25 protein-coding genes are annotated in these 27,000 nt (G+C 59.0%); 13 read left to right on the top strand and 12 right to left on the bottom strand.

Annotated elements, in window-relative coordinates; genetic code table 11:
- Nucleotides 1-8: 8 nt before the first annotated feature.
- The 3 genes from D8779_RS15025 to D8779_RS15015 all read right to left on the bottom strand — a co-directional run bounded on the left by D8779_RS15025 (nt 9) and on the right by D8779_RS15015 (nt 5,771).
- On the bottom strand, nt 9-2,816 hold the full coding sequence (locus tag D8779_RS15025) for an FAD-binding and (Fe-S)-binding domain-containing protein (RefSeq protein ID WP_136665305.1): 2,808 nt from the start codon (nt 2,814-2,816) through the stop codon (nt 9-11).
- A gap of 25 nt (nt 2,817-2,841) precedes the next feature.
- Complete coding sequence (gene lldD, locus D8779_RS15020; protein WP_136665304.1) at nt 2,842-3,996, bottom strand: FMN-dependent L-lactate dehydrogenase LldD; 1,155 nt, start codon at nt 3,994-3,996, stop codon at nt 2,842-2,844.
- An 80-nt stretch (nt 3,997-4,076) separates the two neighbouring features.
- Complete coding sequence (locus D8779_RS15015) at nt 4,077-5,771, bottom strand: L-lactate permease (protein ID WP_136665303.1); 1,695 nt, start codon at nt 5,769-5,771, stop codon at nt 4,077-4,079.
- A 313-nt stretch (nt 5,772-6,084) separates the two neighbouring features.
- Between D8779_RS15015 and D8779_RS15010 the strand changes: the two genes are divergently transcribed.
- From D8779_RS15010 to D8779_RS14985, 6 genes are all read left to right on the top strand, one after another.
- A complete protein-coding gene (locus tag D8779_RS15010; RefSeq protein WP_136665302.1) occupies nt 6,085-6,852 on the top strand; it encodes an FCD domain-containing protein in 768 nt (255 codons plus the stop codon).
- Nucleotides 6,853-7,061: 209 nt separating this feature from the next.
- Nucleotides 7,062-7,481, top strand: a complete 420-nt coding sequence (locus tag D8779_RS15005) for a hypothetical protein (RefSeq protein ID WP_167492585.1) — start codon at nt 7,062-7,064, stop codon at nt 7,479-7,481.
- A gap of 161 nt (nt 7,482-7,642) precedes the next feature.
- The gene (locus D8779_RS15000; RefSeq protein ID WP_136665301.1) at nt 7,643-8,224 is read left to right on the top strand and encodes a DJ-1/PfpI family protein; all 582 of its coding nucleotides are present in this window, start codon (nt 7,643-7,645) and stop codon (nt 8,222-8,224) included.
- A gap of 56 nt (nt 8,225-8,280) precedes the next feature.
- Complete coding sequence (locus tag D8779_RS14995) at nt 8,281-8,583, top strand: ribbon-helix-helix domain-containing protein (protein ID WP_136665300.1); 303 nt, start codon at nt 8,281-8,283, stop codon at nt 8,581-8,583.
- 242 nt (nt 8,584-8,825) lie between these two features.
- Nucleotides 8,826-9,320 (top strand): hemerythrin domain-containing protein, encoded by a 495-nt coding sequence (locus D8779_RS14990; protein WP_136665299.1) that lies wholly within the window; start codon nt 8,826-8,828, stop codon nt 9,318-9,320.
- Between the two features lie 32 nt (nt 9,321-9,352).
- The gene (locus D8779_RS14985) at nt 9,353-10,261 is read left to right on the top strand and encodes a hypothetical protein (RefSeq protein ID WP_136665298.1); all 909 of its coding nucleotides are present in this window, start codon (nt 9,353-9,355) and stop codon (nt 10,259-10,261) included.
- Between the two features lie 291 nt (nt 10,262-10,552).
- On the opposite strand, the gene D8779_RS14980 is transcribed toward D8779_RS14985, so the two are convergent.
- On the bottom strand, nt 10,553-11,569 hold the full coding sequence (locus tag D8779_RS14980) for a DUF4917 family protein (RefSeq protein WP_136665297.1): 1,017 nt from the start codon (nt 11,567-11,569) through the stop codon (nt 10,553-10,555).
- 5 nt (nt 11,570-11,574) lie between these two features.
- A complete protein-coding gene (locus tag D8779_RS14975; protein ID WP_136665296.1) occupies nt 11,575-12,540 on the bottom strand; it encodes an EamA family transporter in 966 nt (321 codons plus the stop codon).
- Nucleotides 12,541-12,624: 84 nt separating this feature from the next.
- Between D8779_RS14975 and D8779_RS14970 the strand changes: the two genes are divergently transcribed.
- Both D8779_RS14970 and D8779_RS14965 read left to right on the top strand, forming a co-directional pair.
- Nucleotides 12,625-13,137, top strand: a complete 513-nt coding sequence (locus D8779_RS14970) for a MarR family winged helix-turn-helix transcriptional regulator (protein ID WP_136665295.1) — start codon at nt 12,625-12,627, stop codon at nt 13,135-13,137.
- Between the two features lie 51 nt (nt 13,138-13,188).
- Nucleotides 13,189-13,530: an FKBP-type peptidyl-prolyl cis-trans isomerase gene (locus tag D8779_RS14965; protein ID WP_136665294.1), complete on the top strand. Its 342-nt coding sequence runs from the start codon at nt 13,189-13,191 to the stop codon at nt 13,528-13,530.
- Nucleotides 13,531-13,681: 151 nt separating this feature from the next.
- Here the strand turns inward: D8779_RS14965 and D8779_RS14960 are convergent, their stop codons facing one another.
- Complete coding sequence (locus D8779_RS14960) at nt 13,682-14,578, bottom strand: LysR substrate-binding domain-containing protein (protein WP_136665293.1); 897 nt, start codon at nt 14,576-14,578, stop codon at nt 13,682-13,684.
- 115 nt (nt 14,579-14,693) lie between these two features.
- Here D8779_RS14960 and D8779_RS14955 point away from each other — a divergent pair, with 115 nt between their 5' ends.
- Nucleotides 14,694-15,638, top strand: coding sequence for a DMT family transporter (locus tag D8779_RS14955; RefSeq protein WP_136665292.1), 945 nt, complete (start codon nt 14,694-14,696; stop codon nt 15,636-15,638).
- A gap of 102 nt (nt 15,639-15,740) precedes the next feature.
- Here the strand turns inward: D8779_RS14955 and D8779_RS14950 are convergent, their stop codons facing one another.
- The 5 genes from D8779_RS14950 to D8779_RS14930 form a co-directional block, all read right to left on the bottom strand.
- Nucleotides 15,741-16,394 (bottom strand): TIGR04211 family SH3 domain-containing protein, encoded by a 654-nt coding sequence (locus D8779_RS14950; RefSeq protein ID WP_136665291.1) that lies wholly within the window; start codon nt 16,392-16,394, stop codon nt 15,741-15,743.
- Nucleotides 16,395-16,676: 282 nt separating this feature from the next.
- A complete protein-coding gene (locus tag D8779_RS14945) occupies nt 16,677-18,827 on the bottom strand; it encodes an LTA synthase family protein (RefSeq protein ID WP_136665290.1) in 2,151 nt (716 codons plus the stop codon).
- A 36-nt stretch (nt 18,828-18,863) separates the two neighbouring features.
- The gene (locus D8779_RS14940) at nt 18,864-19,259 is read right to left on the bottom strand and encodes a diacylglycerol kinase (RefSeq protein ID WP_136665289.1); all 396 of its coding nucleotides are present in this window, start codon (nt 19,257-19,259) and stop codon (nt 18,864-18,866) included.
- Between the two features lie 145 nt (nt 19,260-19,404).
- Nucleotides 19,405-20,697: a sensor histidine kinase gene (locus D8779_RS14935; protein WP_136665288.1), complete on the bottom strand. Its 1,293-nt coding sequence runs from the start codon at nt 20,695-20,697 to the stop codon at nt 19,405-19,407.
- On the bottom strand, nt 20,687-21,370 hold the full coding sequence (locus D8779_RS14930) for a response regulator transcription factor (protein ID WP_136665287.1): 684 nt from the start codon (nt 21,368-21,370) through the stop codon (nt 20,687-20,689). The genes D8779_RS14935 and D8779_RS14930 overlap by 11 nt, the downstream gene beginning before the upstream one ends.
- Before the next feature lie 105 nt (nt 21,371-21,475).
- On the opposite strand from D8779_RS14930, the gene D8779_RS14925 reads away from it, so the two are divergent.
- The 4 genes from D8779_RS14925 (at nt 21,476) to D8779_RS14910 (ending at nt 25,320) form a co-directional block, all read left to right on the top strand.
- Nucleotides 21,476-23,434, top strand: a complete 1,959-nt coding sequence (locus tag D8779_RS14925; RefSeq protein WP_136665286.1) for an LTA synthase family protein — start codon at nt 21,476-21,478, stop codon at nt 23,432-23,434.
- Nucleotides 23,435-23,485: 51 nt separating this feature from the next.
- Nucleotides 23,486-24,229, top strand: coding sequence for a phosphatase PAP2 family protein (locus D8779_RS14920; RefSeq protein WP_205895827.1), 744 nt, complete (start codon nt 23,486-23,488; stop codon nt 24,227-24,229).
- Nucleotides 24,230-24,232: 3 nt separating this feature from the next.
- Nucleotides 24,233-24,913 (top strand): dual specificity protein phosphatase family protein, encoded by a 681-nt coding sequence (locus D8779_RS14915; protein WP_136665285.1) that lies wholly within the window; start codon nt 24,233-24,235, stop codon nt 24,911-24,913.
- A 62-nt stretch (nt 24,914-24,975) separates the two neighbouring features.
- Nucleotides 24,976-25,320, top strand: a complete 345-nt coding sequence (locus tag D8779_RS14910; protein WP_136665284.1) for a hypothetical protein — start codon at nt 24,976-24,978, stop codon at nt 25,318-25,320.
- A 56-nt stretch (nt 25,321-25,376) separates the two neighbouring features.
- Here D8779_RS14910 and D8779_RS14905 read toward each other — a convergent pair whose 3' ends face one another.
- Complete coding sequence (locus tag D8779_RS14905) at nt 25,377-26,900, bottom strand: fumarate hydratase (protein WP_090243671.1); 1,524 nt, start codon at nt 26,898-26,900, stop codon at nt 25,377-25,379.
- Nucleotides 26,901-27,000: the final 100 nt, after the last annotated feature.

The following is a 27,000-nucleotide window of genomic DNA, read 5'->3' as shown; positions in this document are numbered from 1 at the left end:
GTTTCCCTTCACGCGCGTGCCCGGCTGACCCGGTCCAGCAGATACACCAGCCCGTGGTATTCGATACCGCCATGTTGGCTCAGGCCGATTTCGCAGGTGCGGCTGGTGCTGATGCCTTCCTCGCAGTACTGCACGGCGGATTTCAGGCTGCGCAGGGCATGCTCGTTCAGCTCCGGGGTGGTAAAGCCCTTGTCGCCGGCAAAGCCGCAGCAGTGAATGCCCTCGGGAATCACCACCTCTGAGGTGCAGCGCCGCACGATATCGATCAGCCCTTGAGCCTCGCCCAGATGTTGGGTGCTGCAAGTGACATGCACCGCCACCGCTTTTTCCTGTGGGCTGATGTCGAGACGGTCGAGCAACTGTTCGCGGATAAACTTCACTGGGTCATGCAGTTTCAATCGAGAATCCAAGCCATCCTGAATCAGCCGTAGGGTGCAGGGGCTGGTATCGCAGTAGATAGGGTCGAGGCCGCCACGGCTGGCCTTGAGCAGCGCGTCGATCAGTTCCTGCTTTTTGCGTTCGGCTTGCTCGGCATAGCCTTTGGAGGCAAACGGCTGGCCGCAGCAGAGGTTATCCAGGTCATCCGGGAACACCACCTGGAAGCCGCCTTTCTCCAGCAGCGCGCGGGTTTTGTCGAGCAGGGGCATTTGCTCGGCATCGGTTGCAGCTGGGCCCATGGCGCGGGACACGCAGGCCGCCAGATAGACCACGCGTGGCCGTGCATCCTCATTAGATTTGGGTAATTGCAAACGCTGCAACGGTTGCGGCATGGCTGGCGTCCACTGCGGTACGCGGCCCTGGCTGGCTTTGCTGATAGCCGCCGAGGTACGACTGAGCAGGGGCGCGCCCATGACCATGCGCGCGCCACTGGCCACGTGCAGCATGACCCGTGCGCCTTGCATGGCGCGGCGAAAGTTATTTGCCAGCCAGTCGGCGCTGCGCTGATTGTTAGCGTCGCGGCCACGCAACTGACGCACCAAGTCGCCGGTGTTAATGCCCACCGGGCAGCGCTGCGCGCACAGGCCAGTGGCGGCGCAGGTGTCGATGCCCTGGTATTGATAAGCCGCTTCCAGCTCGCGGGTATCGATGCCGGCACGTTGCTTGGCTTGGATATCGCGCCAGATCACGATGCGCTGACGCGGGCTCAGGGTCAGCCCTTTGGACGGGCACACTGGCTCGCAGAACCCACACTCGATGCACTTATCGATAATCTCATCGGCGGCCGGCAGCGGCTTGAGGTTTTTCAGGTGCAGTTGCGGATCATCCGACAGCACCACATCCGGGTTGAGGATGCCTTGCGGGTCTAGCAGGCGCTTGATCTGCCACATCAGCTGGTAGGCATCACTGCCCCATTCCAGCTCGACAAAGGGCGCCATGTTACGGCCGGTGCCGTGTTCGGCTTTGAGCGAACCGCCAAACTCCACCGCTACCAGTTGCGCTACATCGTCCATAAAGGCTGAGTAGCGGGCGATCTGTTCAGGTGTTTCGAAGGCCTGGGTAAATACGAAGTGCAAGTTGCCTTCCAGGGCGTGGCCGAAAATGATCGCCTCGTCATAACTGTGCTTATCGAACAGCGCGAGCAGGCGGTTGACGCCCTCGGCGAGCTGTTCGACGGGGAAGGTCACGTCTTCGATGATCACCGTGGTGCCGGTTTGGCGCACCGCGCCGACGGCGGGGAAGGTGTCCTTGCGGATCTTCCACAGCAGGTTGTAGACGCTCGGGTCTTCGCTGAAATCCACCTGCTTTTCCAAGGGGAAAGCGGCGATGGAGGCCATGATCAATTGCAGTTGTTCGTGCAGCAGGCTCTGGTTGGCGGCGCGCGATTCGATCAGCAGGGCGCAGGCGTTATTGGACAAGCCTTTGACCCATGCCGGCATGCCGGGTTTGTCCTGTACTGAACGCAGGCTGCGGCGGTCCAGTAGCTCGACGGCGGACACCGGTTGTTGTTTGAGCACGCTGACCGCGCGGCAGCAGCTTTCCACATCGGGGAACACCAGCAGGGCGCTGGCCTTGTGCGGGTAGTCGGGCACGGTGTTGTAGGTCACCGCACTGATAAAGCCCAGAGTGCCCTCGGAGCCGACCAGCAAGTGGCTGAGAATATCCAGCGGCTGATCAAAGTCGATCAGGGCGTTGAGCGACAACCCGGTGGTATTTTTTAGTCGGTACTTGTGGCGGATTTTCGCGGCCAGTTCAGTGTTAGCACGGGTGCTGCGCCCCAGTTCGCTGAGTTGCTCCAGCAGCTCGGCGTGGGTGGCGAAAAAGCGCGTGACGCTGAGCGGGTCTTCACTGTCCAGCACCGTGCCATCGGCCAGCACCAAACGGATGCCGGCCAGGGTGTGGTAGCTATTTTGCGCAGTACCGCAGCACATACCACTGGCGTTGTTGGCGACGATGCCGCCGATTTTGCAGGCGTTGATCGAGGCCGGGTCGGGGCCGATTTTGCGCTGAAACGGCGCGAGTACGGCATTCGCCTGAGCGCCGATTACGCCGGGTTGCAGGCGAATCTGCGTGCCCTGGCCGCGAATCTCCCGACCGTTCCAGTTGTCGCCCAAGACGATCAGCACTGAATCGCTGATGGCTTGCCCGGACAGGCTGGTGCCAGCGGCGCGGAAGGTCACCGGCACCTGATGCACACCTGCCAGTTTGAGCAGCTCAACCACTTCCTGTTCCGCTTCGACGCGCACCACCAGCTTGGGAATCAGCCGGTAGAAGCTGGCGTCGGTGCCGAAGGCCAGGGTCGACAGCGGATCGTCGAAACGACGGTCGGCCGGGATCAGGCATTCAACAGCGGTGAGAAAATCGGCAGGCAGGCTCATGCAGGCTCCAGATCAAAATGCGGCTTTAGGATGCAGCGTGGTGCAGTTCGCGTACCAGTGAATCGGCGCTGATTTCGCTGATCGATTTGGCCCCGGTCAGCACCATGGCCACGCGCATTTCTTTCTCGATCAAATCCAGCAAGTTGCTTACGCCCGCTTCGCCGTCGGCTGCCAGCGCGTAGATAAAGGCGCGGCCGAGCATCACCGTGTCAGCACCGAGAGCAATCATCCGCACCACGTCCAGACCGGTGCGAATGCCGGAATCGGCAAGAATCGCCAAATCGCCTTTAACCGCATCGGCAATCGCCGGCAGGGCGCGAGCGCTGGAGAGCACGCCATCAAGCTGGCGACCACCGTGGTTGGACACGACGATGCCGTCGGCACCGAAGCTCACTGCATCCTTAGCGTCCTGTGGGTCGAGAATGCCTTTGATGACCATCGGGCCATCCCAAAACTCGCGAATCCACTCCAAATCCTTCCAGCAGATGGAGGGATCGAAGTTCTCGCCCAGCCAGCCGATGTAATCGGCCAAACCGGTGGGGTTGCCGCGGTAGGCGGAAATATTGCCGAGGTCATGGGGCTTGCCCAGCAGGCCGACATCCCAGGCCCAGCGTGGGTGGGTCACGGCTTGCAGCATGCGCCGCAGTGGCGCATTGGGGCCGCTCATGCCGGAGTGGGCATCGCGGTAGCGCGCGCCCGGTACGGGCATGTCCACGGTGAACACCAGGGTGGTAACGCCCGCGGCCTTTGCGCGCTCCAGGGCGTTTTTCATAAAGCCGCGGTCTTTCAGCACATACAGCTGAAACCACATAGGCCGGTCGATGGCCGGGGCGACTTCTTCAATCGGGCACACCGAAACGGTGGACAGGGTAAAGGGAATGCCCTTGGCCGCTGCGGCTTTGGCCGCCTGCACTTCACCACGACGTGCGTACATGCCGGTGAGGCCCACGGGCGACAGGGCCACGGGCATGCTCAGGGTTTCATTGAATAAGCGGGTTTCCAGGCTCAGTTCCGACATATTGCGCAGCACGCGCTGGCGCAGGGCGATGTCGGCCAGATCCGCCATGTTACGGCGCAGGGTGTGCTCGGCATAAGCGCCGCCGTCGATGTAGTGAAACAAAAACGGCGGCAGCTTGCGTTGGGCAGCGGCGCGGTAATCGGTGGAGGCAGAAATGATCATGGAGTCACCCGGAATCAGGAATAAGGGGTAGGCGTTTAACGCTGCGTGCCGGGCTGGCGACGCGCAGCGATCGGTCAAGTTCAGCTCGCCATCAGTGGGTCGCTGATGCCCAGTACATACACCGCAAACAGTGCGATCAAGCCAGTAAACAGTACGTAGTACAGGGTAGGCCAGACGGTCTTGCGCAGGATGCTGCCCTCGCGGCCCAGCAGGCCGACCGTGGCTGACGCCGCGACCACGTTGTGAATGGCGACCATGTTGCCGGCCGCCGCACCAATGGCTTGCACCGCGACGATCAGCGCGCTGGAGATGCCCAGGCTGTTGGCCACGCCAAACTGGAACTGGCTGAACATCATGTTGCTGACGGTGTTGGAGCCGGCGATAAAGGCACCCAGGGCACCGACGCTCGGTGCCAACAGCGGGTAGATACCGCCCACGCTATCAGCCACCCAGCGCGCCATCAGGATCGGCATGCTCGACAGCTCAGCGGTATTGACCCCGGAGTTGATCAGGATGCGCACCATTGGCACGGTAAACAGCAAGACAAAGCCTGCACTTAGCAGCACACCAGAGGATTCTTTGACTGCTGAACCGAGGTCGCGCAGCTTCATGCCATGCAGGAAAAAGGTTGCGATTACCACTGTCACCAGAATCCCGCCCGGCAGGTACAGCGGTTGGAAGTTAGCGCTGATGCCGGTTTCGCCGAGCAGATCGGGGAAGTTGAGCATTACGCCTTTGAGTGCGGCGCTTACCTCGGGGAATATCCGGCTGATCACCAGCAGCAAGCCCACCAGTACATAGGGCAGCCAGGCGCGCAGGGCGCTCATCGGCTTGGCGGTCAGCTGGTCGAGTTTCATTTCCACGGTGCCCAGCCACTCAGCCGGCCATTTGTCCGCCGGGGCGAAATCCCAAGTGGTTTTCGGCAGCAGAAAGCCCATGCGTGCGGCGCTGGTAACAATCGCCAGGCCAATCAAGCCACCGGCCAGGGACGGGAATTCAGGGCCGAGGAACACGCCAGTCAGCGCATAGGGAATGGTGAAGGCCAGGCCCGCGAAGATCGCGAACGGCAGCACTGCAAAACCGGCTTTCCAGCTTTTCTCGGTGCCGAAGAAGCGCGTCAGCATCAGCACCATCACCAGCGGCATCACGGTGCCGACGATGGCGTGGATGACTGCCACTTCACTGGTGATCAACTGCAGAAACTGCGCCCAGGAAGAACCCTGCTCAACCAGCTGTGCGCCGATGGTGGCCGAGTCCAGGCCGGTGTTGACCCCGACGATGATCGGCGTACCCACCGCGCCGAACGACACCGGCGTGCTTTGCACCAGCATGCCCATCAGCACTGCAGCCATAGCCGGGAAGCCGATGGCTACCAGCAGTGGTGCGGCGATGGCGGCAGGTGTGCCGAAGCCGGACGCGCCCTCAATAAAACAGCCGAACAGCCAGGCAATGATGATGGCCTGAATGCGCCGGTCCGGGCTGATGGTGGCAAAGCCGGCACGAATCGCGGTGATACCGCCCGAATGCTTGAGGGTGTTGAGCAGCAGAATCGCGCCGAAGATGATCCACAGCAGGCCGAGGGTAATCAGCAGCCCCTGCACGGTGGAGGCCAGGACGCGGTTGAAACTCATGTCCCAGGCGACCATGCCAACGCAGGCGGTGAGCAGGTACACCAATGGCATGGCGTGTTTGGCTGGCCAGCGCAGGCCGATCAGCAGAATGGCGGCGAGCAGGATGGGGGAAAAGGCGAGTAGAGCAAGAAGACCAGTTGACATGACGGCCTCCCCTTAACGCTGTGCGTTGAGCATGGGTAAATGCGGGTGCAGCGGTATGGCGAGTCGATAGGCAAGAGCCGGCATGGGGTGACCTCGTTGGATTCTTGGAATTGTCTTAGTCGTGTAAATTGGTAATACCAATTTACACGACTGCGCGGTCAGGGTAAGAGTGACCGCTTTAGCCTGTCAATTAGCTGCCTTACGACTTTGGTCGAAATGTGCCGCCTTGCCTGTGCGCCGAGTGGGCGATAGGCTGACCTCCAGAGGGCCCGAGAGGCCCGTGGCAGGTGGTCAAACCAGTGGAGTACGGATAATGGAAGTGGGGTCGGTGCGTCAGCGCCGTTTGTCGGACGATATCGTCAGTCAACTGGAAACCATGATTCTCGAAGGCACGCTCAAGGCCGGCGAACGCTTGCCGGCCGAGCGTGTGCTGGCCGAGCAATTTGGTGTGTCGCGGCCATCGCTGCGTGAAGCGATCCAGAAACTGGCGGCCAAGGGCTTACTGCTCAGTCGGCATGGTGGCGGCAATTATGTGGCCGAGACCCTGGGGTCGACCTTCAGTGATCCGCTGCTGCACCTGCTGGAAAGTAACCCCGAAGCCCAGCGCGATCTGCTGGAGTTTCGCCACACCCTGGAAGGCTCCTGCGCCTTTTACGCCGCGCAACGCGCCACCGAGCTGGATCGACAGCGCCTCAGCGATGCGTTTGCGCTATTGCAGGACTGCTACAGCCGCAGCGGTAAGGTGACCCGTGCCGAAGAGGGCACCGCCGATGCCAACTTTCATTTGGCGATTGCCGAGGCCAGCCATAACGCCGTGCTGCTGCACACCATTCGTGGTTTGTTCGATCTGCTCAAACGCAATGTACTGACCAACATCGGCGGCATGTATGCGCAGCGCGACGAGACCCGCGACATGTTGATCGAACAACACCGCGCTTTGTACCAGGCGATTATCGAAGGCCGCGCCGAAGAGGCGCGCACGCTGTCCAATCGGCATATCGACTATGTGCAAGAAGTGCTGGCCGAAGTGCAGCAGCAGGCGCGCCGTGAAGAGCGCGCGCAGCGTCGCGGCAAGCTGTGACGCCTCGGCGTTGCTGGCTGTGCGCCTGGATGCTGGGCTGAGTTGTTTCTGTCCATTTGATCGGCGGACTTTCTCTCGCTAAGCGCAGTTAAAACGGGCATGGTTAGGTTCTCTTGACGTCGCGGCCGCCCTCTTCGGGGCGAGCGCTATGCAACCTCAAAAGAACCTATTCATCCCTGGACCTTAAGCGCCACCGCTCGGAGATAGTTATGCCCCCTATGGATACTGAGCAACAACTGGCGGCCCGTCTGGCCCTCCTGCAAAACCCGCAAGCGCAGGACTGCACGGTTTATCGCGCCGATGAAAAGGATCAGGACCCGGATGCTGAGGAAGTGGATCTGGGTGATGCCAAGGTGCTGTTCTGCGGCCCGTTTGAGGCTCCGGCCGATTGGGACGCGGCAGAGCGCGAGGATTACTTTGGCGACAGCGCACCTGAGCTGTTTGTGAATGCGCGTATTGAATGCGAAGCCAAGCCCGGCTCAAAGAGCCATTTCACGGTGGATATCGGCGACTATGTCGCGGCTCAGCCGAGCCTGGGTGAGGTGGTGATGTATTACGTGCACGATTATCTGGATGACGACACGGGCTGCACCTATGTGCTGCACCGTGATGAAGAAGTGCTCGAGTAACGCCATCAAAACGCCGGGTTTCCTGTGAGGCCCGGCTCGTTTCCTGTTTATTTGCTGTGCGCCGTTTATCCGCGATTCGCCCTGTAGTACCGGGTTATTACCCACGCTTGGCGAATCGGCATAACACTCTGTGCTTCTCAACTCACAAAGGGAGCACGCAAATGGCCGCTAAAAAGATTCTCATGCTGGTCGGCGACTACGTCGAAGACTACGAAGTCATGGTGCCGTTTCAGGCGCTGTTGATGGTCGGTCACCAGGTGCACGCCGTGTGCCCGGACAAGACCGCCGGGCAGAGCGTACGCACCGCTATCCACGATTTTGAAGGTGAGCAAACCTACAGCGAAAAGCCGGGGCATAACTTCGCCCTGAATTTCGACTTCGCCCAAGTTAAGGCTGAAGACTACGATGCCCTCGTGGTTCCCGGTGGGCGTTCGCCTGAGTACCTGCGCTTGAACCCTCAGGTTGTGGCGTTGGTGCAGGCATTCGATAAGGCCGCTAAGCCGATTGCAGCGGTTTGCCACGGTGCTCAGTTGCTCGCAGCGGCCGGTATTTTGAAAGGGCGCGAATGCAGTGCCTATCCAGCCTGTGGCCCGGACGTGACAATGGCCGGTGGGCAGTACATCGACATCGCCGTGGATCAGGCCCACGTCCAAGGTAACCTGGTCACTGCTCCGGCATGGCCGGCGCACCCGAACTGGTTGGCGGCGTTTTTGAAAGTGCTGGGCACTCAGATCACGCTATAAAATCGAAGTCACATCTGGGGCCTGCGTGGCCCCAGCATCCAACGAGGGGAGCCGTCATGTGTGAGCTTTACGTTAAAGCCGACCCGATTCTCTACGAATCCCGCGCCCGTTCACTGCGCATTCGCGGCGTGGTCACCACCCTGCGTTTGGAAAACCAGTTCTGGGACATCCTGCGCGAGATTGCCGAAGTGGATGGCATGACCACCAATCAACTGATCACCAAGCTGTATGACGAGGTCATGGATTACCGCGGCGAAGTGGTTAATTTCGCCTCGTTTCTGCGCGTTAGTTGTACTCGATATCTGGCGCAACGCCATGCTACAGCCTCAAATCTGAGTCTCGTAAGCCGTATCGGATAGGTTTCGTATACCGGTCAGGGTAAACCGTCTTCAGCTTCCTTTTTATTCCATCCTTCCCGTGCAAATTGCCCTGGCCGTCTTTGCAAAATCATGCATTTTGCATGCTTCTATAGTGCTATTTATTTCATAACTATTTGTTTAATAAGAATTAAATATATTCCTACGAGTTGGCATGCGTGGTGCTCTATTCATTCGTGTGATTTACCAATCCAACTAACAGCCCGAAGAGAGAGACCTCGACCATGAATGCAATCGACCTGCTCAAAGCCGACCATAAAGTAGTCAAGAACCTTCTCGCTCAGCTCAGCGAAACCACCGAGCGCGCGATCAAAACGCGTACCGACTTGGTAGGCAAATTGGAAATGGAGCTGACGGTACACACAGCGCTCGAAGAGGAGATTCTTTACCCCGCTTTTAAAGCGGCCGGCGCAAAGGAAGAGGCTGAGATGTATTACGAGGCCAAGGAAGAGCATCGCACTGTGGATTCACTGGTGCTGCCAGACTTGAAGGACACCAACCCAAAAAGCCCAGAGTTTGCTGGCCGCGCCAAGGTCGTCAAAGAGCTGTTGGAGCACCACATCAAAGAAGAAGAGAGCGAGATGTTTGTGCAAGCCAAAAAAGTTCTGGGTAAAGCCAAGCTGGAGGAGCTTGGTGTGCAAATGGAAGAAATGAAAGTTCAGCTTAAAAAAGAGCTAACTGCGGCGGCCAAGTCTGGATCAAAACAGCATGCAGCTTAAATTCTTGCATCAAAATAAAGGGAGTTTGCGCCATGATTGAATCTACTACTGCCTATCGCGTTCATCCCGGCCACGGGGCCGGCGTTTCTTGGGGCGCGATATTCGCTGGGGCACTGGCCGCAGCATCACTGTCGCTGATTCTGCTACTGCTGGGAGCAGGTTTCGGTTTCAGTGCCATTTCCCCCTGGGCCAATGAAGGCGCGAGCGCCAAGACCATGGGCATCTCAGCCATCCTTTGGTTGACCCTAACCCAAGTAGCCGCTGCTGCAGTGGGCGGATACCTGGCCGGGCGGTTACGTGCCCACTGGGCGACGGTGCATGGTGATGAAGTTTTTTTTCGTGATACAGCCCATGGCTTTTTGGCGTGGTCGGTAGCAACGTTGCTGAGCGCAACGCTGGTGTTGGGGGCCGTCGGTGGGATCTTGGGTGCAGGTGCCAAAGTCGGTGCGAATGTGGCCTCCGGTGCTGCCACCGCTGCTACGTCGGTTGCGGCGGCGAGCCAAGAAAACTGGATGTCCTATTACACGGACTCGTTGTTCCGCTCAGTTGATCCTGTTCCTGCTGCTGACGGCATGACGCCGCCATCAGATACGGCTCAGGCGGGTATGGAGGCTGGACGGATCTTCACCAGCAGCATCGCTCAAGGCCAATTGAGTGAAGACGATAAGCAGTATCTGGGGCAGGTAGTCGCCCAGAACACCAACCTGACTAAGGTCCAAGCTGAGGCGCGCGTGCAGGAAACCTATGCTCGTACTGTGCAGGCCTTGCAACAGGCTGAAGAGCAAGCCCGTGCCGCTGCAGATACCGCGAAAAAAGCGGCTGCTTGGACATCACTTTGGATGTTTATTGCCCTGTTGTGTGGTGCCTTTATCGCCAGCCTGACTGCAACCTTTGGTGGTCGCCAGCGTGATCAAGTGACCTATAGCCGTGACCTCGGCTGATCCCCAACCTTTTCAATATTGGAGAATCTTATGCGCTCTTTACTGCTCTGGGTACTCGGTGTGCCAATCCCGCTCATCATCTTGATTGCAATTATTCTTTAATCGCACAGTTGTGCGCTGACTGATTGCTATCCCCATACCGCGCTCATTGAGCGCGGTATTTTTTGCCTAAAGCAATTGTTTGCCCAGCATGAAAGCGGTCGGGTAGCAGGTTAGCATTGGCTCGTCGTAGCCAGAGATAGTCTAGTTCGCGCTCCACTGGCTGGGGCATTCGACCCGTCCGAGAGTAGCTTATTGCGCCGGCGGGGCTGCGATGCGCAATGCCGGATCGCCCAGCGGATGGCTGAGTGCATCGAAGAAACGCAGCTCCACGTCCTGTTCGGCGAACAGCGTGGTGTAGTGCTGTTTCTGCTGCTGGATAAACATCGGGTTGTGCGGGTAGATCGAGATGGCTAGGGTCTTCAGTCGGGCCTGCTGCAAGGCCTGAACCAGATGCTGATCCTGCGCCGCCAGGTTATGGCCGAAGATGCACAGGGCTTCTTTGGGCTGGGCCAACTGGCTGTAGCAGAACGACAGGTAATCCGAGCTGCGGATGGCTTTGAGTTTATCGGTGCTGCTGCCTTCGTTGACGAACAGCGGAATATCGCCCAGGTGATTGATGGCGAAGCTGGCCAGCAAGGTGCTTTCTGATGAGTTTAGGATGCGCGTGCTGCCGTCAAAATTCTTTACCAGATGCATGCCGCCGTGCAGGTAGAGCATGCGCGTGGCGCTGCCTTGAGGGTTGTTATTACCGAGGTCGAAGGTCGAGTCCGGGCCACGGAATAAATCTTCGAACGCCTCTGGCGTCTGCATCACGGCCCAGTAATTGAGCAGGTCGTAATTACCTGAATACACCGTTTGGTACTGGCTGAGTGCGCTGTTGATGCGCGTCAGGCTGTTGGCTTGCATCTGGCTCCAAGGAATATGCACTGAACGCACGGCGTGGATCAGCGCTTCCTTGATGGCGAAATAGCGATGGCGCGGCGACGATGAGTTGATGGTCAGTGCGGCATTGACTCGAATGCTGTTCTTTAACGCGCTGAGCACTTGCTCGAAATTGCTGGTATCCAGCGCGCGGAACACGCTCAGTTCGGTGGGGCTGAGCGGGCGGTTCTTGGTGGTTTGCGCTTCGTCAAACAGCGAGAAATACGCAAACTTGCGCCATACCGCCAGGCTCGCGCCATTGCCGATCAGCAGCTCGGTAAAGCCAATGCTGCTGTTCAGGGTGGTCCAGTCTTCGAGTTCGCCAGTAAGTGCCGGGAGTTTCATAGTCGCTATTCGTCGCCTTGAGCCAGGGGTGCGCAGGGCGCGACTTTAGCATGGGGCACAGTTGCAACTGGCGTGGTCTGCATCGCGGTGGCTGTTTTCGTTTGAGCGGATGTGGCCGCCCATTGCACTGTAAGAATGCTGCCCAATACGGCCAATAAGCCGAGTAATGCCACGCCGGTGATGCTCTGCCCCAGTAAGGCCCAGCCCAGCAGCACCGCCATGAGCGGGCTGAGCAAACCCAGGGATGACACGGCCACCGGGGTTAAGCGGGCGATGCCGCGAAACCACAACACATAAGCCAGCAACGCGCCGAACAGCGACAGGTAGGCATAGCCGAGCCATTGCAAAAGGCTGAGGGACGGCAGTGGCGGGTCCATCAACCAGGCGACGGGCAGCAGCAACAGGCCGCCCAGCAACAGCTGCCAGCCGGTAAACGCCAAGAGCGGCAACTTGAGTGACCAGCGCCGTGTGAGGTAGGTGCCACTGGCCATGCAGGCGGTGCCGACAAAGGCGGCGACAATTCCGACCGGGTCCCAGCTCGCTCCGGGTGCTAACAGCAGGGCGGCCATCCCGGCGATGCCGACCACGCTAGCGGCAACCGCGAGTGATGCCGGTCGCTGGCGATCCATCGACCACACCAGCCCCATCACTAGCAGCGGCTGAATGGCCCCGACTACAGCCGCCAAGCCACCCGGCAAGCGATACGCGGCGACAAACAGCAAGGCTTGAAAGAAGCCGATATTCAACGCTGCCAACGTCAGCAGGCGCGGCCAGTCTCTGCGCGGCGGCAGGTAGCGACTGTACAGCACCAACAGTAAACCAGCGGGCAGGGCGCGCAGCAGCGCAGCGGTAAAGGGCCGGTCCGGCGGCAGGATCTCGGTGGTGACGATATAGGTCGACCCCCAGATGGCGGGTGCCAGTGCGGTAATCAATACATCCAGCCAGGTGTTGCGCGAAGTTAGGCGGTCCATGCATTTGTCTCGCATTCAAGATAAAATGCGAGGCTAATGCCAACTTGTCTTGAGTTCAAGATAAAAATCTTCAGGGGTAAGCCAATGGCGATTCAACGGCAGATGGATGCGGTCGATGCAATTCTTCAGCAGTGGGGGCGCGAACGGCCTGATCTGGATGTCAGCCCAATGGGCGTGATCGGCCGGCTCGGGCGCTGCTCGGCGTTACTGCGCCGCGAACTGGATAAAGTCTTTAGTAGCTTCGGTATGACCGCCTGGGAGTTCGATGTGCTGGCCACCTTGCGCCGCGCCGGCGAGCCTTTCTGCCTTGCTCCGACGACTCTGTTTTCTACACTGATGATTACCTCCGGCACCATGACCCGGCAGTTGCAGCAGCTCGAAGCGTCAGGGCTGGTCAGTCGTCTGGCCAATCCCAGCGATGCACGTAGCATGCTGGTGCAGTTGACGCCGGCCGGGCTGGAGTTGATTGATCGGGCGGTGACGGCACATGTCGCCAATGAGACGCGGCTTTTAGCGCCGATTGCGGCCGCAGAATTAGCGCAACTGGATGCGCGGTTATCTGAGCTGTTGGCTGTTCTGGAGCCGGTAGCCGAGTGATGTTCCTGTAAGCCCGGCGCAAGCAGACTGGGCGACGAAGCGAGGTGAGTGATGAGCAACGAACTAGTGATTGAAGATATTCAACTGGGTGACGGCAAGGAAGTGGTCAAGGGTGCGCTTATCACCACCCAATACAACGGATTTCTCGAAGATGGCAGCACGTTCGATTCCTCCTATGCGCGCGGCAAGCCTTTCCAGTGCGTGATCGGCACCGGTCGGGTCATCAAGGGCTGGGACATCGGCATGATGGGCATGAAGGTTGGCGGCAAGCGCAAGCTGTTCGTGCCCTCGCACCTAGGCTACGGCGAGCGTGAATTCGGCGCGCATATCAAGCCGCACGCCAATCTGGTCTTCGAGATCGAGCTGCTGGAAGTGCTGACGCGCGATGATTAAGTGAGGGACGTCCTCTGCCAGAGGCGGCCCTCTGCACCAATGTCGTGGCCCGGTTCTGGTGCTTACGTAGGATGGGTGGAGCAACGCGATACCCATCACTTCCTCTGACGAATCAAGCGCTGAGCCGATAGCTGCATGGGTATCGCTGCGCTTAACCCATCCTACGAGCGATTAACCAGTCTCTGAATAACGCTGTGGCAGCAGACAGGGGGCGGGCGAGGTCGTGTACGACGAATTCAGCCAGCCCCGTTTCAACAAAGTGCTCTGTCACACGTACCAAATCACCCTTGTCGATTGCCTCTTGCGCCATAAATGCCCAAGCGAGACCAATGCCTGTGCCTTGTTGAATTGCCGCGTAGGTCAGGGTGAGTTGGTTGAAGGTAGGGTTGGATTTGGGCGGTTGGTAGGCCATATCAAAGTGGGCAAACCAGTCGCGCCACTCGAAGCAGTCCCATGTCGACGCCAGTTGGATCAAGGGCAGTTTTGCCAGTGCGTCGAGCGTTTTCACCTCGCTACCGCTCACGCCTGGGCGAGCCAATGGATAGATGACTTCGGGGATTAGCGGGGTCGCCTCCAGGTTCGGCCAGTCACCGCTGCCATAGAGAATCGCCAGGTCATGCTCGGGCACCATAAACGGCATGATGTCGTTACTGGCGTGGATGTGGATGGTGATGTGCGGATGTTCGGCATTGAATTCGAGTAGGCGCGGGAATAACCAAAACTGCGAAACCGCATGGGTCGCCAACACGGTGACGGTATTGGGATGGTGGGTTGTACTAATTCGCTGCCCCGTTAAATGTATGCGTTGCAGTGCCGGCACGACCTCTTGCTGGTAGATCCCGCCTGCTGTTGACAGCTCAACGCCGCGAGCGCCCCTGACAAATAGCGCAACGCCGAGAGCTTGCTCGAGGGTGCGTATCTGTTTGCTGATCGCGCTTTGGGTCACGCACAACTCATCGGCGGCGCGGGTAAAGCTGCCCAAGCGAGCCACGGACTCGAAAGCAATTAACGTATCGAGTGGAGGCAGGTGGTGAAAGCGTGCGGACATTAGACGTTCTCAACAAATGGCATGCCTGTTTGGAATGACAGCATGCGGCAATGTCGCTACAGACCTCAATGCTTTAGCCATAAAGTCGCCACCTTGAATGAAAGGGAAGAGCGGCATGAAGAAGGCAGTAGTCCAAGGTGGCATGGCAGGAGCTCTTTGGGGTGCCGTGATAGTGGCACCTGCATTGATTCCGGATGTTCACCCGGTGGTGATCAGCTGCGTGCGGTTTTTGCTCTATGGGTTATTTGCGACCCTGATAGCACTGCCCAATGCTCGCGCGTTATTTCGCCGGCTGACTCGCCAGGATCAACGACTCCTGCTTGAGCTGGCGCTGACCGGCAACCTGCTCTATTTCATCTTGTTGAGTGCGGCCGTGCAGGATGCCGGCGTTGCAACGGCATCGCTTATTAATGGGCTGATTCCCATCGCGGTGATGCTGATGGGGCGCCGTTATAGCCAGGTCAGTTTGCGCTCAATGCTGTTCTCGCTCGCACTGATTTTCACCGGCATTATCTGGCTCAACCTTCCAGCCGTTATGGCGGTCATTCGCGGTGAGGGCGGCATGCGGCAGATGCTGGGGGCCGGTTACGCCTGTCTCGGTGTGCTGTCATGGTCGTGGTTTGCACTGCGCAATGCTCATCAGCTCAAAACAGGGCGTTTCACTCCGGGGGAGTGGTCAACGCTGCTCGGCATAACAACCGGTTTTATGGCCTTGCTGCTGAGTGTAATGGTGATCCTGACTCAGCCGCAGCTAGTGCCCACCGACCTTAGTCGTGAACGCCTCACGATCTTTATGCTGACCGCTTTGTTTATGGCCATTGCCGGTTCGTGGGTGGCTAACGCGCTGTGGAACGCGGCGGCGCAACGCTTGCCCGTCTCTATCGGCGGGCAATTGATTATTTTCGAAACCCTTTGCGCGCTGTTCTACAGCTACTTATTGGCGTGGGCACTGCCCAGTGCTGTGGAGGTACTCGGCATGCTGTTGGTGCTAGGGGGTGTGTGCTGGACGATCCGCACGGAAAGCCGCAGCGTTATCCCCAAACGGCTGCATATGGCCTAACTCGAACTAGATCATTGTGGGTTTGTGCGATCACGCCCAGCAGGCCCGTAGTGTGTGGCGCTGCTGGGGGGCTTTCACCGGGCTAGCCGGCTTCTTGGCGGGTCAAACCCACTGATCATTACGCTTGCGCCGTACCCGCAACATGGTCGGTAGGATCAGCCCAGCGAGTAGCCCCGCCCCGGCAATGCCACCGCCATACACCATGTAGCGTGTCAGTACCTGTTGGTTTTCTTCGCCCAATTGCGCTTGCAGCTCACGTAGCTCGGAGTTGGCTCGGCTTAACTCTATATCCAGAGTCGAACGGGCGGTTTGCAGCTCGTCGATCAGGGTTTTGCGTGAGTCCAGGGTTTCCTGCATGCCCTGTACGCGGGGTTCCCAAGTGCCATTGATGCCTTCTAGCTCGGCACTCAGGTCGCTCACTTTTTGTTCAAGCTGCGGCAGGTGTTCGGCCTGGCCGGGTACTTCTTGCAGGTCTTTGTTGGCAATCCACACGGCATCGCCACCTTCGCCGCGAACCTGGCTGTAATCGCCGTCGGTGCGCAGCAAGGTGACCTTCTGCCCGGAGGTGAGTGTGCCAACGATACGGTAGCCGTTGGTTGGGCCGCTGCGCACAAAGGTATTCAGGCTGTCACTGACCCAGCGCGTATTACCGGCATTTGTTTCAGCGTGGGCGCTAACGCTGGCCAGTAGGCACGCAGCCAGGGTGAGGTTGTGCAACGAAGGGACACGGGAGGGGAAGTGACGAAATAGGAACATGGGGCAATCTTCACATGGCGATTGAACGAAACCCTGTAAACGGGTGCGATAAAAGCCGGCCAAGCGAATGAGTGAAGACAAATACGCGATCAGGATGGCGCACTGCAGCAGAGCTGCCAGGTGGGCAAATGGCCATGCAATCCATCCAGTGGGCCGACAGCAGACAGACACTGGGGGAGTGAGTGGAGTTCACTTACCTTAGCCGAGAAGGTGGATGTTGCGCGTGGTTAGCACGGCCTCACCGTTGCGCGCGGGCCGTGCTGTTTTACTCTTTAGTCGCGCCTAGTCTTTCTCTTTTGCGGGGGATGCGTTTGTCTGTTGCATGGCTGTGGCTGTGGCTGTGGACGTGGCGGCAGTGGCACTGCTGTCGGCCACGCCGGTGGTGTTGCCGAGTAGGCTGCCTGTCGCGGTTTGCAGATAGGCTTGCAGTTGCTGAGTCAGCGTGTCGCCCGGCATCGGGGGCGCCAGTAGGGTGGCTTGCGGGTGTGCGCCCAGTTGGTAGCGGTAGCGGCGCGGCTCCATATCCTTGGGCAGGATCAGGATTTCTTCACCCTTGAGCATGGCCACTGTCTGGTCGCTGCCTGAGGGTTTGATGATGGCGAAGCCAGGGTCGTTGGCCGGTAGGCTCAGCAGGTCGCGGCCCCAGCACTGCTGGCGCACTGTGCCGCCAAGCCGACCCATGATGGTTGGCACGATATCGACTTGGCTCGCAACGATGTCCTGGGTGGCGCCGAAGGTGTTCTGGATGCCAGGGGCAATAAGCAGCAATGGAACATGAAAGCGGAACAGGTCCATTTCGGTCAGTTGCTCTTTGGCGGCAAAACCATGATCGCCCACCACCACGAACAGGGTGTTCTTGAAGTAAGGAGCCTGGCTGGCTTTTTCAAAGAATTGCCCGAGTGCCCAATCGGAATAACGCATGGCTGTCAGGTGCTGATCAAGCGAGTCATGCCCGCTAACCTGCTCGACCGGCAAGACGTCCGGCAGGGCGTAAGGGGTGTGGTTGGAGAGTGTTTGCAGCAGCGCGTAGAAGGGTTTGTCCGGGTCTTGCTTGAGTAGCTCCTCGGCGGCGCGGTCGAACATGTCCTGGTCGGACACCCCCCAGGTTGGGTCAGCCACCACCGGGTTCACAAAGTCATGGCGGCCAATAAAGTTGCTCATGCCTTGGTTGCCGAAGAAGCCGCGCTGGTTGTCCCAGGCAAAATCACCGTTATAGACATACAAATCGTTGTAGTCACGGGCGCTGAGTAGCTGCGCCAAACCGGAAAACCCATGGCCGCCTTCCGGGGTCTGCATCAGGTATTCGAAACCGGGCAGATTAGGGAAACAGGCCATGCTGGCGAACATGCCCTGGTGCGTGTGGGTGCCATTGGCGAAGAAGTTTTTGAATAACAATCCTTGCTTAGCCAGTCGGTCAAAATTCGGCGTGATCGCTGCGTCGCTGCCCAGGGCACCGACAAAGTGGCCCGCAAAGCTCTCCATCAGAATCACCACCACATTGCGCACAGGCAGCTGGGTGTCGCTGGGCGACAGTGAGTCACGGCGTACGGCAGCGGTATCAGGGTCGACCAGCGTGTCGTGGGCGCTGAGCAGTAGCTCGCGGGTTACGGCAGTGGCCTCGACAGCCGGCATGCTGGCTTTCCAGACCTTGTGGCTATCGTCCGCGTAGCGACTCTTCGCCGCGGTGTACAGGCTGAGCGCGCCATTGAGACCCAGCTGATTGGCAAACATTGATTCGGTGGTAAACGCATCGCCCCAGCGTAGCGGTGGGCCCTGACGCAAGGTGCCGCGCGCGGCGAGTACGGAGAGCGTCAGGCACAGCAGCAGTACCAGGCCATGGCTGGCGTATAGCGCCATGGGCCGTTGTAGCTGTGGCTGTTGGTCGTTGTCTTTGCGGCGTGTGAGCCAGTCGATCCTGCTCAATAACAGGATAAATGTGCTGCTCAGCAGGGCCCACGCCAGCAGCAGGCGTACCACGGGGAAGCCATACCAGAGCATGCTCAGCACGGTCGCGGGGTCTTCCTGTAAGTATTGGAAGACCAGGGCATTAAGGCGCTGATGAAACTCCTGATAGAAGTTCAGCTCGATCAAACCGAGCAAAATCGCCAGGCTGGCGCAGGCGCTTAGCCACAGCCGTTGCCAGGTGCGATGTGTCATCGCCGGTCGCCAGGCCAGGGCTAGCGTCAGCGGGGCGCAGATAAATACCACCAGGCGCAGGTCGAAGCGCACGCCGTTGCTAAAGGCTTCGCCCAGCCCCTGCCAGGCGGCATCGTCCAGCAGCTCGCGGTTAAACAGCAGCAACGCCACGCGCAACAAGGACAGCAGCAGTACAAGTAGCACCGCGCTACTGAATAAGAAGGCCAGATGCTCGCCGAGACCGATCCGGTTGAAGGTATCGGGTGTGGCTGCGCGTGCAGAGGAACGGCGGGGCATGAATGAGCAGCCTTATAAGAATAAGTGGCGAACGGATTAAATGAGGATCAAGCCCCAGGTCAGGCCGATCAGGAGCAGGGCGATAAATTGCGCGGCGCTGCCCATGTCTTTGGCCTGCTTGGACAGTGGGTGAATGCTCAGGGAAATACGATCGACGGTGGCTTCGATGGCAGAGTTGAGCAGCTCGACGATCAATGACAGCAGCGGCACGATCATCAGCAATACACGCTCACTGCGTGTGACGTCGACCCAGCAAGCCAGCGGCAGCAGCAGCCCATTGAGCAGGAGCAGTTGGCGGAACGCCGCTTCGCCGCGATAGGCCGCTTGTAAGCCCATAAGTGAATAGCCACTGGCGTCGACAATGCGTCGTAGTCCAGTGCGGCCTTTGAGCGACAGGGCGTCATGCGTATCTAAAATGGGTTTGCCGTTCATGCTGGCAGCTCTAGTTGTTCAGGCTGCCAGTGGCGTTGCGGGGGATATACAGGAGGCGCGTAATCGTGGGCGGGGAAAGCATGCATGGCTGAGCGTCCAGTGGGGGAACGCTCGCCACACTAAACAGCCATGCATCAACAGCCTGTTAAGAGGATGTGAAAATTTCGTCAGTTGCCTGGCTAAAGCTCACCTTAAAGCAGGTGCCACCCTCGGTCTGGTTATGCACCGAGATCATCCAGCCTTGTTTGGCACAAATCCGTTTGACCAGTGAAAGCCCCAGCCCCAGTCCTTCGCCGCGCGCCTGGGGGCCGCGCACGAATGGTTGGAAAATCTGTTCGTGTTGATCGTGGGGGATGCCGGCGCCGCTGTCCTCCACACGAAACCCGTTGCCTTCCAGTACCAGGCGGACAAAGCCGTGTTCGGTGTAATGCAACGCGTTGCGCAGCAAGTTAGCCATCACCGTGCTGAGAAATGTGGCGTTGTAGCAGCCACTGTCGCGACCTTCTTCTGCGAATTCAAAGGCCAGCCCCTTGCCTTTGAACATGGGTTCCCAGCGCTCGACCTGTGCCGCGGCGACACTGGCCAGGCTACTGTCTGCCACAAAGGCCGTTTCATTGGCTTTGTCCCGGGCCAGCTGCAAAAAGGTTTGCACCAACTCGCGCATTTCTTCGCTGGCCCTGGCGATACGCTCAAGTTGTTGGCGCTCACGGGGCGACAGAGTGGCTTCGGCAAGCAGCTCGCAGGAGGTTGCGATGACCATCAGCGGTGTACGCAGTTCATGGCTGACATCGCTGGTGAACAATCGCTCGCGCTCCAGCGAATGCCGTAGCTGGCCTAGGGTGCTGTCGAAGGCAGCAGCCAGTTGACCCACTTCGTCATCGGGATAGTCCGGTGCCAGGGGCGGAGCCAGTGTGTGTTGCTGGTCGCGGTGACGCACTTGTTGCGCCAGCCGGCTGACTGGGGCCATGACTTTGCGCGCCATCACCAGGCCCAGCGCCCAGGCACCCACCACGGTCAGGAGAAAGCCGGCAAAAACCACGTTGAACAAGGCCTGCTCACGCGCTTCGAACTCATGTTGCTCTTGCACCAGCTGATAGGTGTTGCCGTTGATTTCTTTTACAAACACATAAAAGGCCTTCTCCTCGTCAACCACCTCATTAAATCCCTCCGGTAGTCCCGCGTACTGCTCTGGAATAGCGTACTCGGCAAGGTTGGAGGCAAAGAACCGGGTGCTGGAATCGAGGCGAGGAGTGATGCCATGTTTGAGGTCTTCATGCAGCACCGTGTCCAGCTCGCGGTTGAGCTCCTCGGATACCAGGTGCTCTTCAATGACGTGCACCACGGCCACGATGCTCAAGGAAAACACGCCGCTAACCAACACGGTCATGAGCACAAAGGCAATCAGGATACGTCGCGCGAATGGCTGTTTAGACGCCATGGGCATGCTCCGCCAGGCGATAGCCAACCCCATGCAGGGTGTGCAGCAGCGGTGTGGCGAAGGGCTTATCCAAGACCTGGCGCAGTTGGTGGATATGGCTGCGCAGGCTATCGCTGTCGGGGCTGTCATCGCCCCAGAGGGCTTCCTCTAATGCCTCGCGGCGGATCACGGCCGGGCTTTTCTGCATCAGTACGGCCAATAGCTTGAGGCCGATGGGATTGAGCTTGAGCGGTTTGCCCGCGCGGCTGACATGCAGCGTATCGAGGTCATAAATCAGGTCGGCGACTTTCAGTTGGCGTTTACGGCTGCCTTGGCTGCGGCGCAGGATCGCTTCAATCCGTGCCACCAACTCGGACAGGGCAAACGGCTTGATCAGGTAGTCATCGGCACCGACATTGAGCCCCTGTAAGCGGTCGTCCAAAGCGTCGCGGGCGGTCAGCATGAGGATTGGCACTTCACTGTGGCCATCTTCGCGCAGGCGTTTGCACACCTGATAACCGTCAATGCCAGGCAGCATGATGTCCAGCACGATCAGGTCATAGTGGCCGCTGCTGGCCAGGTGTAGGCCACTCAAACCATCCTGCGCGCAATCGACACTGAAGCCTTTGAGCTGCAGGTAGTCGAGGATGTTGGCCAGGATATCGCGGTTGTCTTCGATGACCAGAATGCGCATGGGGCTGTTCTCTTTCGGCTTTGACGTATTTTTCACATCGCGTTGACGCGTCTCTCACAGATGCAATCGCACACTGCGGCACGTTCATCCAACCGGGATCATACGATGCCTCAGCTTCATTTCGCGCAACTTCGTTATCTGTCGATCATCGTGCTGACATGGTTGGCGGTGTTCTTTCTGACCCGCAGCACATTGTTGGCCAGTCATCTGGCGGACGCTCACGTAGGGGCTGGGCAACTGCTCAGCCTATACGGGGTCGGCTTGGTGTACGACCTGAGCTTTTTGCTCTATGCCAGTCTGCCCATGGCCCTCTACCTGCTGCTGTGCCCACGCCGCCTATGGCAACAGCGCTGGCATAAACAGCTGCTGCTCGGTGTGGTCGGGGTGAGCCTGTTTGTCATGCTGTTTACGGCGGTGGCGGAGTGGCTGTTCTGGGATGAGTTTGGCGTGCGCTTCAACTTTATCGCCGTCGACTACTTGGTGTATTCCGAGGAGGTGATCAACAACATCCTCGAGTCGTACCCGATTTACCCACTGCTGGCGTTGTTGGCGATGATCGCCGTGGCGGCGACTGCACTGTTGCGTAAAGCCGTAATGGCGGCATTGGATGCACCGCGCTTGCGCCCTGCGCCGGCACTGCTCAGCGTATTGGCTGTGCTGCTGTTGGCCGGGTTGAGCAGTGTGTTGATTGGTCAAGATGCGCCGCGCGGCACCGATGGCAACGCGTATCAGCGTGAGCTGGCGAGTAATGGGCCGTTCCAGTTCTTTGCCGCGTTCCGTAACAACGAGCTGGATTACCAACAGTTCTACGCCACGCTGGCGGCGCCTGAGGTGGCCAGTTTGTTGCGCAGCGAGATCAGTGAGCCCAACGCGCGTTTTATCGGCAGTGACCCGCAGGATATTCGCCGCACTATCGACAACCCTGGGCAGCCCAAGCGCTTGAACGTGGTGTTGGTGACTATTGAAAGCCTCAGTGCCAAATACTTGGGCAGCTTTGGTGACAGCCGCGGATTAACCCCCAACCTCGATCAGCTGCGTAAGCAGAGCCTGAGTTTCAGTAATTTCTACGCCACCGGCACCCGTACCGATCGCGGTCTGGAAGCCATTACCCTGTCGATTCCCCCCACGCCGGGGCGCTCCATCGTCAAGCGCATTGGGCGTGAGTCAGGCTATGGCAGCCTGGGCCAACAGTTCAGTGCGCAAGGCTATGACAGCGTGTTTATCTACGGTGGGCGTGGCTACTTCGACAATATGAACGCCTTCTTTGGCGGCAACGGTTACCGCATCGTCGACCAGAGCAGCGTGGCCGAGGCGGATATGGTGTTCCAGAACGCCTGGGGCATGTCCGATGAGGACATCTACAAGCAGGCAATAAAAATCGCCGATGCCGACCACGCCGCCGACGAACCCTTCTTCCTGCAGGTGATGACCACCTCCAATCACCGGCCCTATACCTACCCAGAAGGGCGCATCGACATCCCGTCTGGCGATGGCCGTGAAGGCGCGGTGAAGTACACCGACTATGCCATTGGCCAATTTCTCGCCCAGGCGCGGGATAAGCCCTGGTTCAAGCAGACGGTGTTTATCTTTGTCGCCGATCACACGGCAGGAAGCGCCGGCAAGGAAGACCTGCCGGTGGCCAACTACCACATTCCTTTATTTATCTATGCCCCGGCACATATTCAGCCGCGTGAGTTCAGTGACCTGGCCAGCCAGATCGACCTGGCGCCCACGCTGTTGGGTTTACTGAATATGGACTATGTGTCGACCTTCTTCGGCCGCAATGTGCTGCGCGATGACCGTGCTCCAGGGCGTGCCTTACTGGGTAACTATCAGCACCTGGGGCTGTTCGACGGCAGCAGCCTGGCGATCCTCAGCCCGCGTAAAAGCATGCGTCGTCATGATGATGCGCTGGGCCTGAGTCATGAGGTGAAGGTGGACGCCAGCGACAGTCTGGAACGACGCAACATTGCCTATTACCAAGGCGCCAGCCATGCCTTCAAAAAGCACCTGATTGCCTGGCGGCCGAGCGTTTTACCCGACGCGCAACTGAGCAAGCGCTAACCCTCAATTTTTGCAGGCACTGCTCGGCAGTGCCTGAGCTGGAGCACCGTTATGCAGGCCAATCGGTCTACCGAGTTCTCACGTTATTTTGATTTCCGTCTGGGCTTGGGTATCCCTGTGGCGCTGATGGTCTTGCTGTTGCTGTTTGATCCCAGTGGCCTGGATTTCGCCATCGAGCATCTGTTCTATCAGCCAGGCCTCGGTTTTATCGGCAAGCGCCATGTGTGGCTGGAAGACATCCTGCATGACCGAGCCAAGCAGCTGGTCATCGTGTTTGGCGTGCTGGCGATTATTGGCTTGGTCATCAGTCTGCTGCCGACCCGGCTTAGGCAATGGCGACGACCATTGGGGTTTCTGGTGCTGGCGCTGGGACTGTCGACCAGCATCGTCACGCCCTTGAAGGCCCTCACCGGTGTGCATTGCCCTTGGAGCTTAAGTGAATTTGGTGGCACGGAGACCTTTACCCCATTGCTCAGCGAGCGCGCCGTGACTGAAAAGCCGGGTCGTTGCTGGCCGGGCGGGCATGCCTCATCGGGGTTTTCCCTGCTGGCGCTGTTTTTTCTGTTGCGTGATAAGCGCCCGCGTCGTGCGCGCCTCGCTTTGGTTTTTGCGTTAGGGCTGGGCGCAGTGTTTTCGCTCGGACGGATGATGCAAGGCGCGCACTTTTTGTCACACAACTTGTGGACGCTGCTCTTCGACTGGCTGATCTGCCTGCTCTGCTATCGCTGGATACTCTATCGCGCCCCGTTACCGCAACGTGTCGCAAAACTGCAGCTTGAATTACTAGAGGGCTAACGGATGCCAACTTTTATCTATGTATGCCGTCTTGGTTTTGCCGCATTGCTCTTTACCCTGGCGTTAGTGGCGCTGCCAAGCAGCCTGGCCTGGAGTGCGTTGCCGGCGCAGTGGCTGTCGAGTAACCCGGTGCGACCACTGAGCTGGGCGCAGCCGATTGATAAGAGCTTCAATCTCTATGGCATGCAGCCTGACTTGTATCGCAGCGCGCTGCCGCAGGCTTCAGCGCAGCCGCTGCTGAAATCCCTGGGCATTGCCACGGTGATCAATTTTTATCAGCGCGGTGATGGCAGCTGGTTGCATGACCCGCAGATACACCAGGTGCAACTGCCTTTGCGCACCGACCGGATTGATGACGCGGATGTACTAGAGGTCTTGCGCAGCATTCGCCAGGCCCAAGCCCGTGGGCCGGTGTTGATTCACTGCAAGCACGGACAGAACCGCACCGGCTTGATTGCCGCAATGTATCGCGTGGTCTACCAAGGCTGGAGTAAGCAGCAGGCGTTGGCCGAGATGCGCGGTGGCGGCTTTGGTGGTGAAGACCGCATGGGAGACGCCGAGCGCTATCTGCGCGAGGTTGATATTCAGAAACTACAAGTGGCCTTGGCCAGCGGCACATGCAGTACCACGCCCTGGGCGTTGTGTACGGTCACAAACTGGTTTGATAAGGCGTTCAACGGGTGATCAAGGTGGCTCTATCGGTCTTGGCTGCTGGCATAAGTCGCGCGTATTCCGGTGGTCGGTTGATGGCTGCGTTTATCTGCATCGCATTGCTGCTGAGCGGCTGCCAAAGTACCCGTGAGTTGTTGCAGGCCGAGGGTTATCCGCCAGCATTTGTCGACGGTTTTGAGGCCGGTTGTAGCAGTGGCCGACAGGCTGCTGGCGCCCTCGATGGCTTTCGCAAAGACGTGCCGCGCTACCTGGTAGCGCCCTTATATGCCCAGGGCTGGGACGATGGTTTTCGCCAGTGCCAGGCGCGGCAGAGCAGCGAGTTCGAGCGTGAGTGGCAGGATGATGGCTGGCGCGACCGCGACCGTGAGTGGCGCACGCATGTTGACCAGGCGATGGCCCAGGCATTGCGGCGCAGATAAGGCTGCAAAAACAACAAACCCGGCACTCGGCCGGGTTTGTGGTAACGCTACAACGTTTACTTAATCTCGACCGCCAGGCTGTCGTGGATCTTCTTGTTCCAGATCGCCGGGCCGGTGATGTGCACCGACTCGCCCTTGGTGTCGACCGCCACAGTAACCGGCATGTCTTTCACTTCGAACTCGTAGATCGCTTCCATACCCATTTCTGGGAAGGCCAGCACGGTGGATTTTTTGATCGCTTGTGACACCAGATAAGCGGCGCCGCCAACGGCCATCAAGTACACGGCCTTGTGATCCTTGATCGCTTCGATAGCAATCGGGCCGCGCTCGGATTTACCGATCATACCGAGCAAACCGGTGCTTTCCAGAATCTGCCGAGTGAACTTGTCCATCCGCGTAGCGGTGGTCGGACCTGCAGGGCCAACCACTTCATCACCGACCGGGTCGACCGGGCCGACGTAATAGATGAAGCGACCTTTGAGGTCGACCGGCAGTTGCTCGCCCTTATTGAGCATCTCGACCATGCGCTTGTGCGCGGCGTCGCGGCCGGTGAGCATCTTGCCGTTGAGCAACACGGTCTCGCCCGGCTTCCAGCTCTGCACGTCTTCCGGGGTGAGGGTGTCGAGGTTAACGCGGCGCGCACTCGGGCCGGCTTCCCAGACGATTTCCGGGTAAGCGGACAGGTCCGGCGCTTCCAGTTCGGCCGGGCCGGAGCCGTCGAGCACGAAGTGGGCGTGACGGGTGGCGGCGCAGTTGGGGATCATGCACACCGGCAAGCTGGCGGCGTGGGTCGGGTAATCCATGATCTTGACGTCGAGCACGGTGGTCAGGCCGCCCAGGCCCTGGGCACCAATTCCCAACTGGTTAACCTTCTCGAACAGTTCGAGGCGGATTTCCTCGATTCTGTTCGAAGGGCCACGTGCTTGCAGTTCGTGGATGTCGATGTGTTCCATCAGCACTTCTTTGGCCATGACCGCCGCTTTCTCGGCTGTACCGCCGATACCGATGCCGAGCATGCCAGGCGGGCACCAGCCAGCGCCCATTTCTGGCACGGTCTTGAGCACCCAGTCGACGATCGAGTCGGACGGGTTGAGCATGGCCATCTTCGACTTGTTCTCGGAACCGCCGCCTTTGGCCGCGACGTCTACCGACAACGTGTCACCGGGCACCACGGAGTAATGGATCACAGCTGGGGTGTTGTCTTTGGTGTTCTTACGTGCGCCAGCTGGGTCGGCCAGGATCGAGGCGCGCAGGACGTTTTCCGGCAAGTTGTAAGCGCGGCGTACGCCTTCGTTGATCATGTCATCGACGCTCATGGTCGCGCCGTCCCAGCGCACATCCATCCCCACCTTGATAAACACGGTGACGATGCCAGTGTCCTGGCAGATCGGCCGGTGGCCGGTGGCACACATGCGCGAGTTGATCAGGATTTGCGCCATGGCGTCGCGCGCCGCCGGGGATTCTTCTTTCAGGTAGGCCTCATGCATGGCCTGGATGAAATCCACGGGGTGGTAGTAGGAGATGAACTGCAGGGCGTCGGCGACGCTCTGAATCAGGTCGTCTTGCTTGATCACGGTCATGCGGTGCGCTCCCTTTTTCTATGGGTAGGAGTAGGGCAGAAATGTCGAAGAGCGCTGGGGCATGCCCGGCGCAGGTTTATCGCGGCATATGCACAAGATA

The sequence above is a fragment of the Pseudomonas leptonychotis genome, assembly GCF_004920405.1.
Taxonomy (GTDB): Bacteria; Pseudomonadota; Gammaproteobacteria; order Pseudomonadales; family Pseudomonadaceae; genus Aquipseudomonas; species Aquipseudomonas leptonychotis.
Note: the sequence above shows the minus strand (reverse complement) of the source record. Positions and strands in the feature narration are given on the sequence as shown.

Coding starts and splice junctions, on each gene's coding strand:
- D8779_RS15010 (WP_136665302.1), top strand. CDS start 6,085: ATGGAAGTGGGGTCGGTGCGTCAGCGCCGTTTGTCGGACGATATCGTC.
- D8779_RS15015 (WP_136665303.1), bottom strand. CDS start 5,771: ATGTCAACTGGTCTTCTTGCTCTACTCGCCTTTTCCCCCATCCTGCTC.
- D8779_RS15025 (WP_136665305.1), bottom strand. CDS start 2,816: ATGAGCCTGCCTGCCGATTTTCTCACCGCTGTTGAATGCCTGATCCCG.
- D8779_RS14950 (WP_136665291.1), bottom strand. CDS start 16,394: ATGTTCCTATTTCGTCACTTCCCCTCCCGTGTCCCTTCGTTGCACAAC.
- lldD (WP_136665304.1), bottom strand. CDS start 3,996: ATGATCATTTCTGCCTCCACCGATTACCGCGCCGCTGCCCAACGCAAG.
- D8779_RS14960 (WP_136665293.1), bottom strand. CDS start 14,578: ATGTCCGCACGCTTTCACCACCTGCCTCCACTCGATACGTTAATTGCT.
- D8779_RS15005 (WP_167492585.1), top strand. CDS start 7,062: ATGCCCCCTATGGATACTGAGCAACAACTGGCGGCCCGTCTGGCCCTC.
- D8779_RS14980 (WP_136665297.1), bottom strand. CDS start 11,569: ATGAAACTCCCGGCACTTACTGGCGAACTCGAAGACTGGACCACCCTG.
- D8779_RS14935 (WP_136665288.1), bottom strand. CDS start 20,697: ATGGCGTCTAAACAGCCATTCGCGCGACGTATCCTGATTGCCTTTGTG.
- D8779_RS14975 (WP_136665296.1), bottom strand. CDS start 12,540: ATGGACCGCCTAACTTCGCGCAACACCTGGCTGGATGTATTGATTACC.
- D8779_RS14945 (WP_136665290.1), bottom strand. CDS start 18,827: ATGCCCCGCCGTTCCTCTGCACGCGCAGCCACACCCGATACCTTCAAC.
- D8779_RS14995 (WP_136665300.1), top strand. CDS start 8,281: ATGTGTGAGCTTTACGTTAAAGCCGACCCGATTCTCTACGAATCCCGC.
- D8779_RS14915 (WP_136665285.1), top strand. CDS start 24,233: ATGCCAACTTTTATCTATGTATGCCGTCTTGGTTTTGCCGCATTGCTC.
- D8779_RS14910 (WP_136665284.1), top strand. CDS start 24,976: ATGGCTGCGTTTATCTGCATCGCATTGCTGCTGAGCGGCTGCCAAAGT.
- D8779_RS14990 (WP_136665299.1), top strand. CDS start 8,826: ATGAATGCAATCGACCTGCTCAAAGCCGACCATAAAGTAGTCAAGAAC.
- D8779_RS14985 (WP_136665298.1), top strand. CDS start 9,353: ATGATTGAATCTACTACTGCCTATCGCGTTCATCCCGGCCACGGGGCC.
- D8779_RS15000 (WP_136665301.1), top strand. CDS start 7,643: ATGGCCGCTAAAAAGATTCTCATGCTGGTCGGCGACTACGTCGAAGAC.
- D8779_RS14970 (WP_136665295.1), top strand. CDS start 12,625: ATGGCGATTCAACGGCAGATGGATGCGGTCGATGCAATTCTTCAGCAG.
- D8779_RS14930 (WP_136665287.1), bottom strand. CDS start 21,370: ATGCGCATTCTGGTCATCGAAGACAACCGCGATATCCTGGCCAACATC.
- D8779_RS14955 (WP_136665292.1), top strand. CDS start 14,694: ATGAAGAAGGCAGTAGTCCAAGGTGGCATGGCAGGAGCTCTTTGGGGT.
- D8779_RS14905 (WP_090243671.1), bottom strand. CDS start 26,900: ATGACCGTGATCAAGCAAGACGACCTGATTCAGAGCGTCGCCGACGCC.
- D8779_RS14940 (WP_136665289.1), bottom strand. CDS start 19,259: ATGAACGGCAAACCCATTTTAGATACGCATGACGCCCTGTCGCTCAAA.
- D8779_RS14925 (WP_136665286.1), top strand. CDS start 21,476: ATGCCTCAGCTTCATTTCGCGCAACTTCGTTATCTGTCGATCATCGTG.
- D8779_RS14965 (WP_136665294.1), top strand. CDS start 13,189: ATGAGCAACGAACTAGTGATTGAAGATATTCAACTGGGTGACGGCAAG.
- D8779_RS14920 (WP_205895827.1), top strand. CDS start 23,486: ATGCAGGCCAATCGGTCTACCGAGTTCTCACGTTATTTTGATTTCCGT.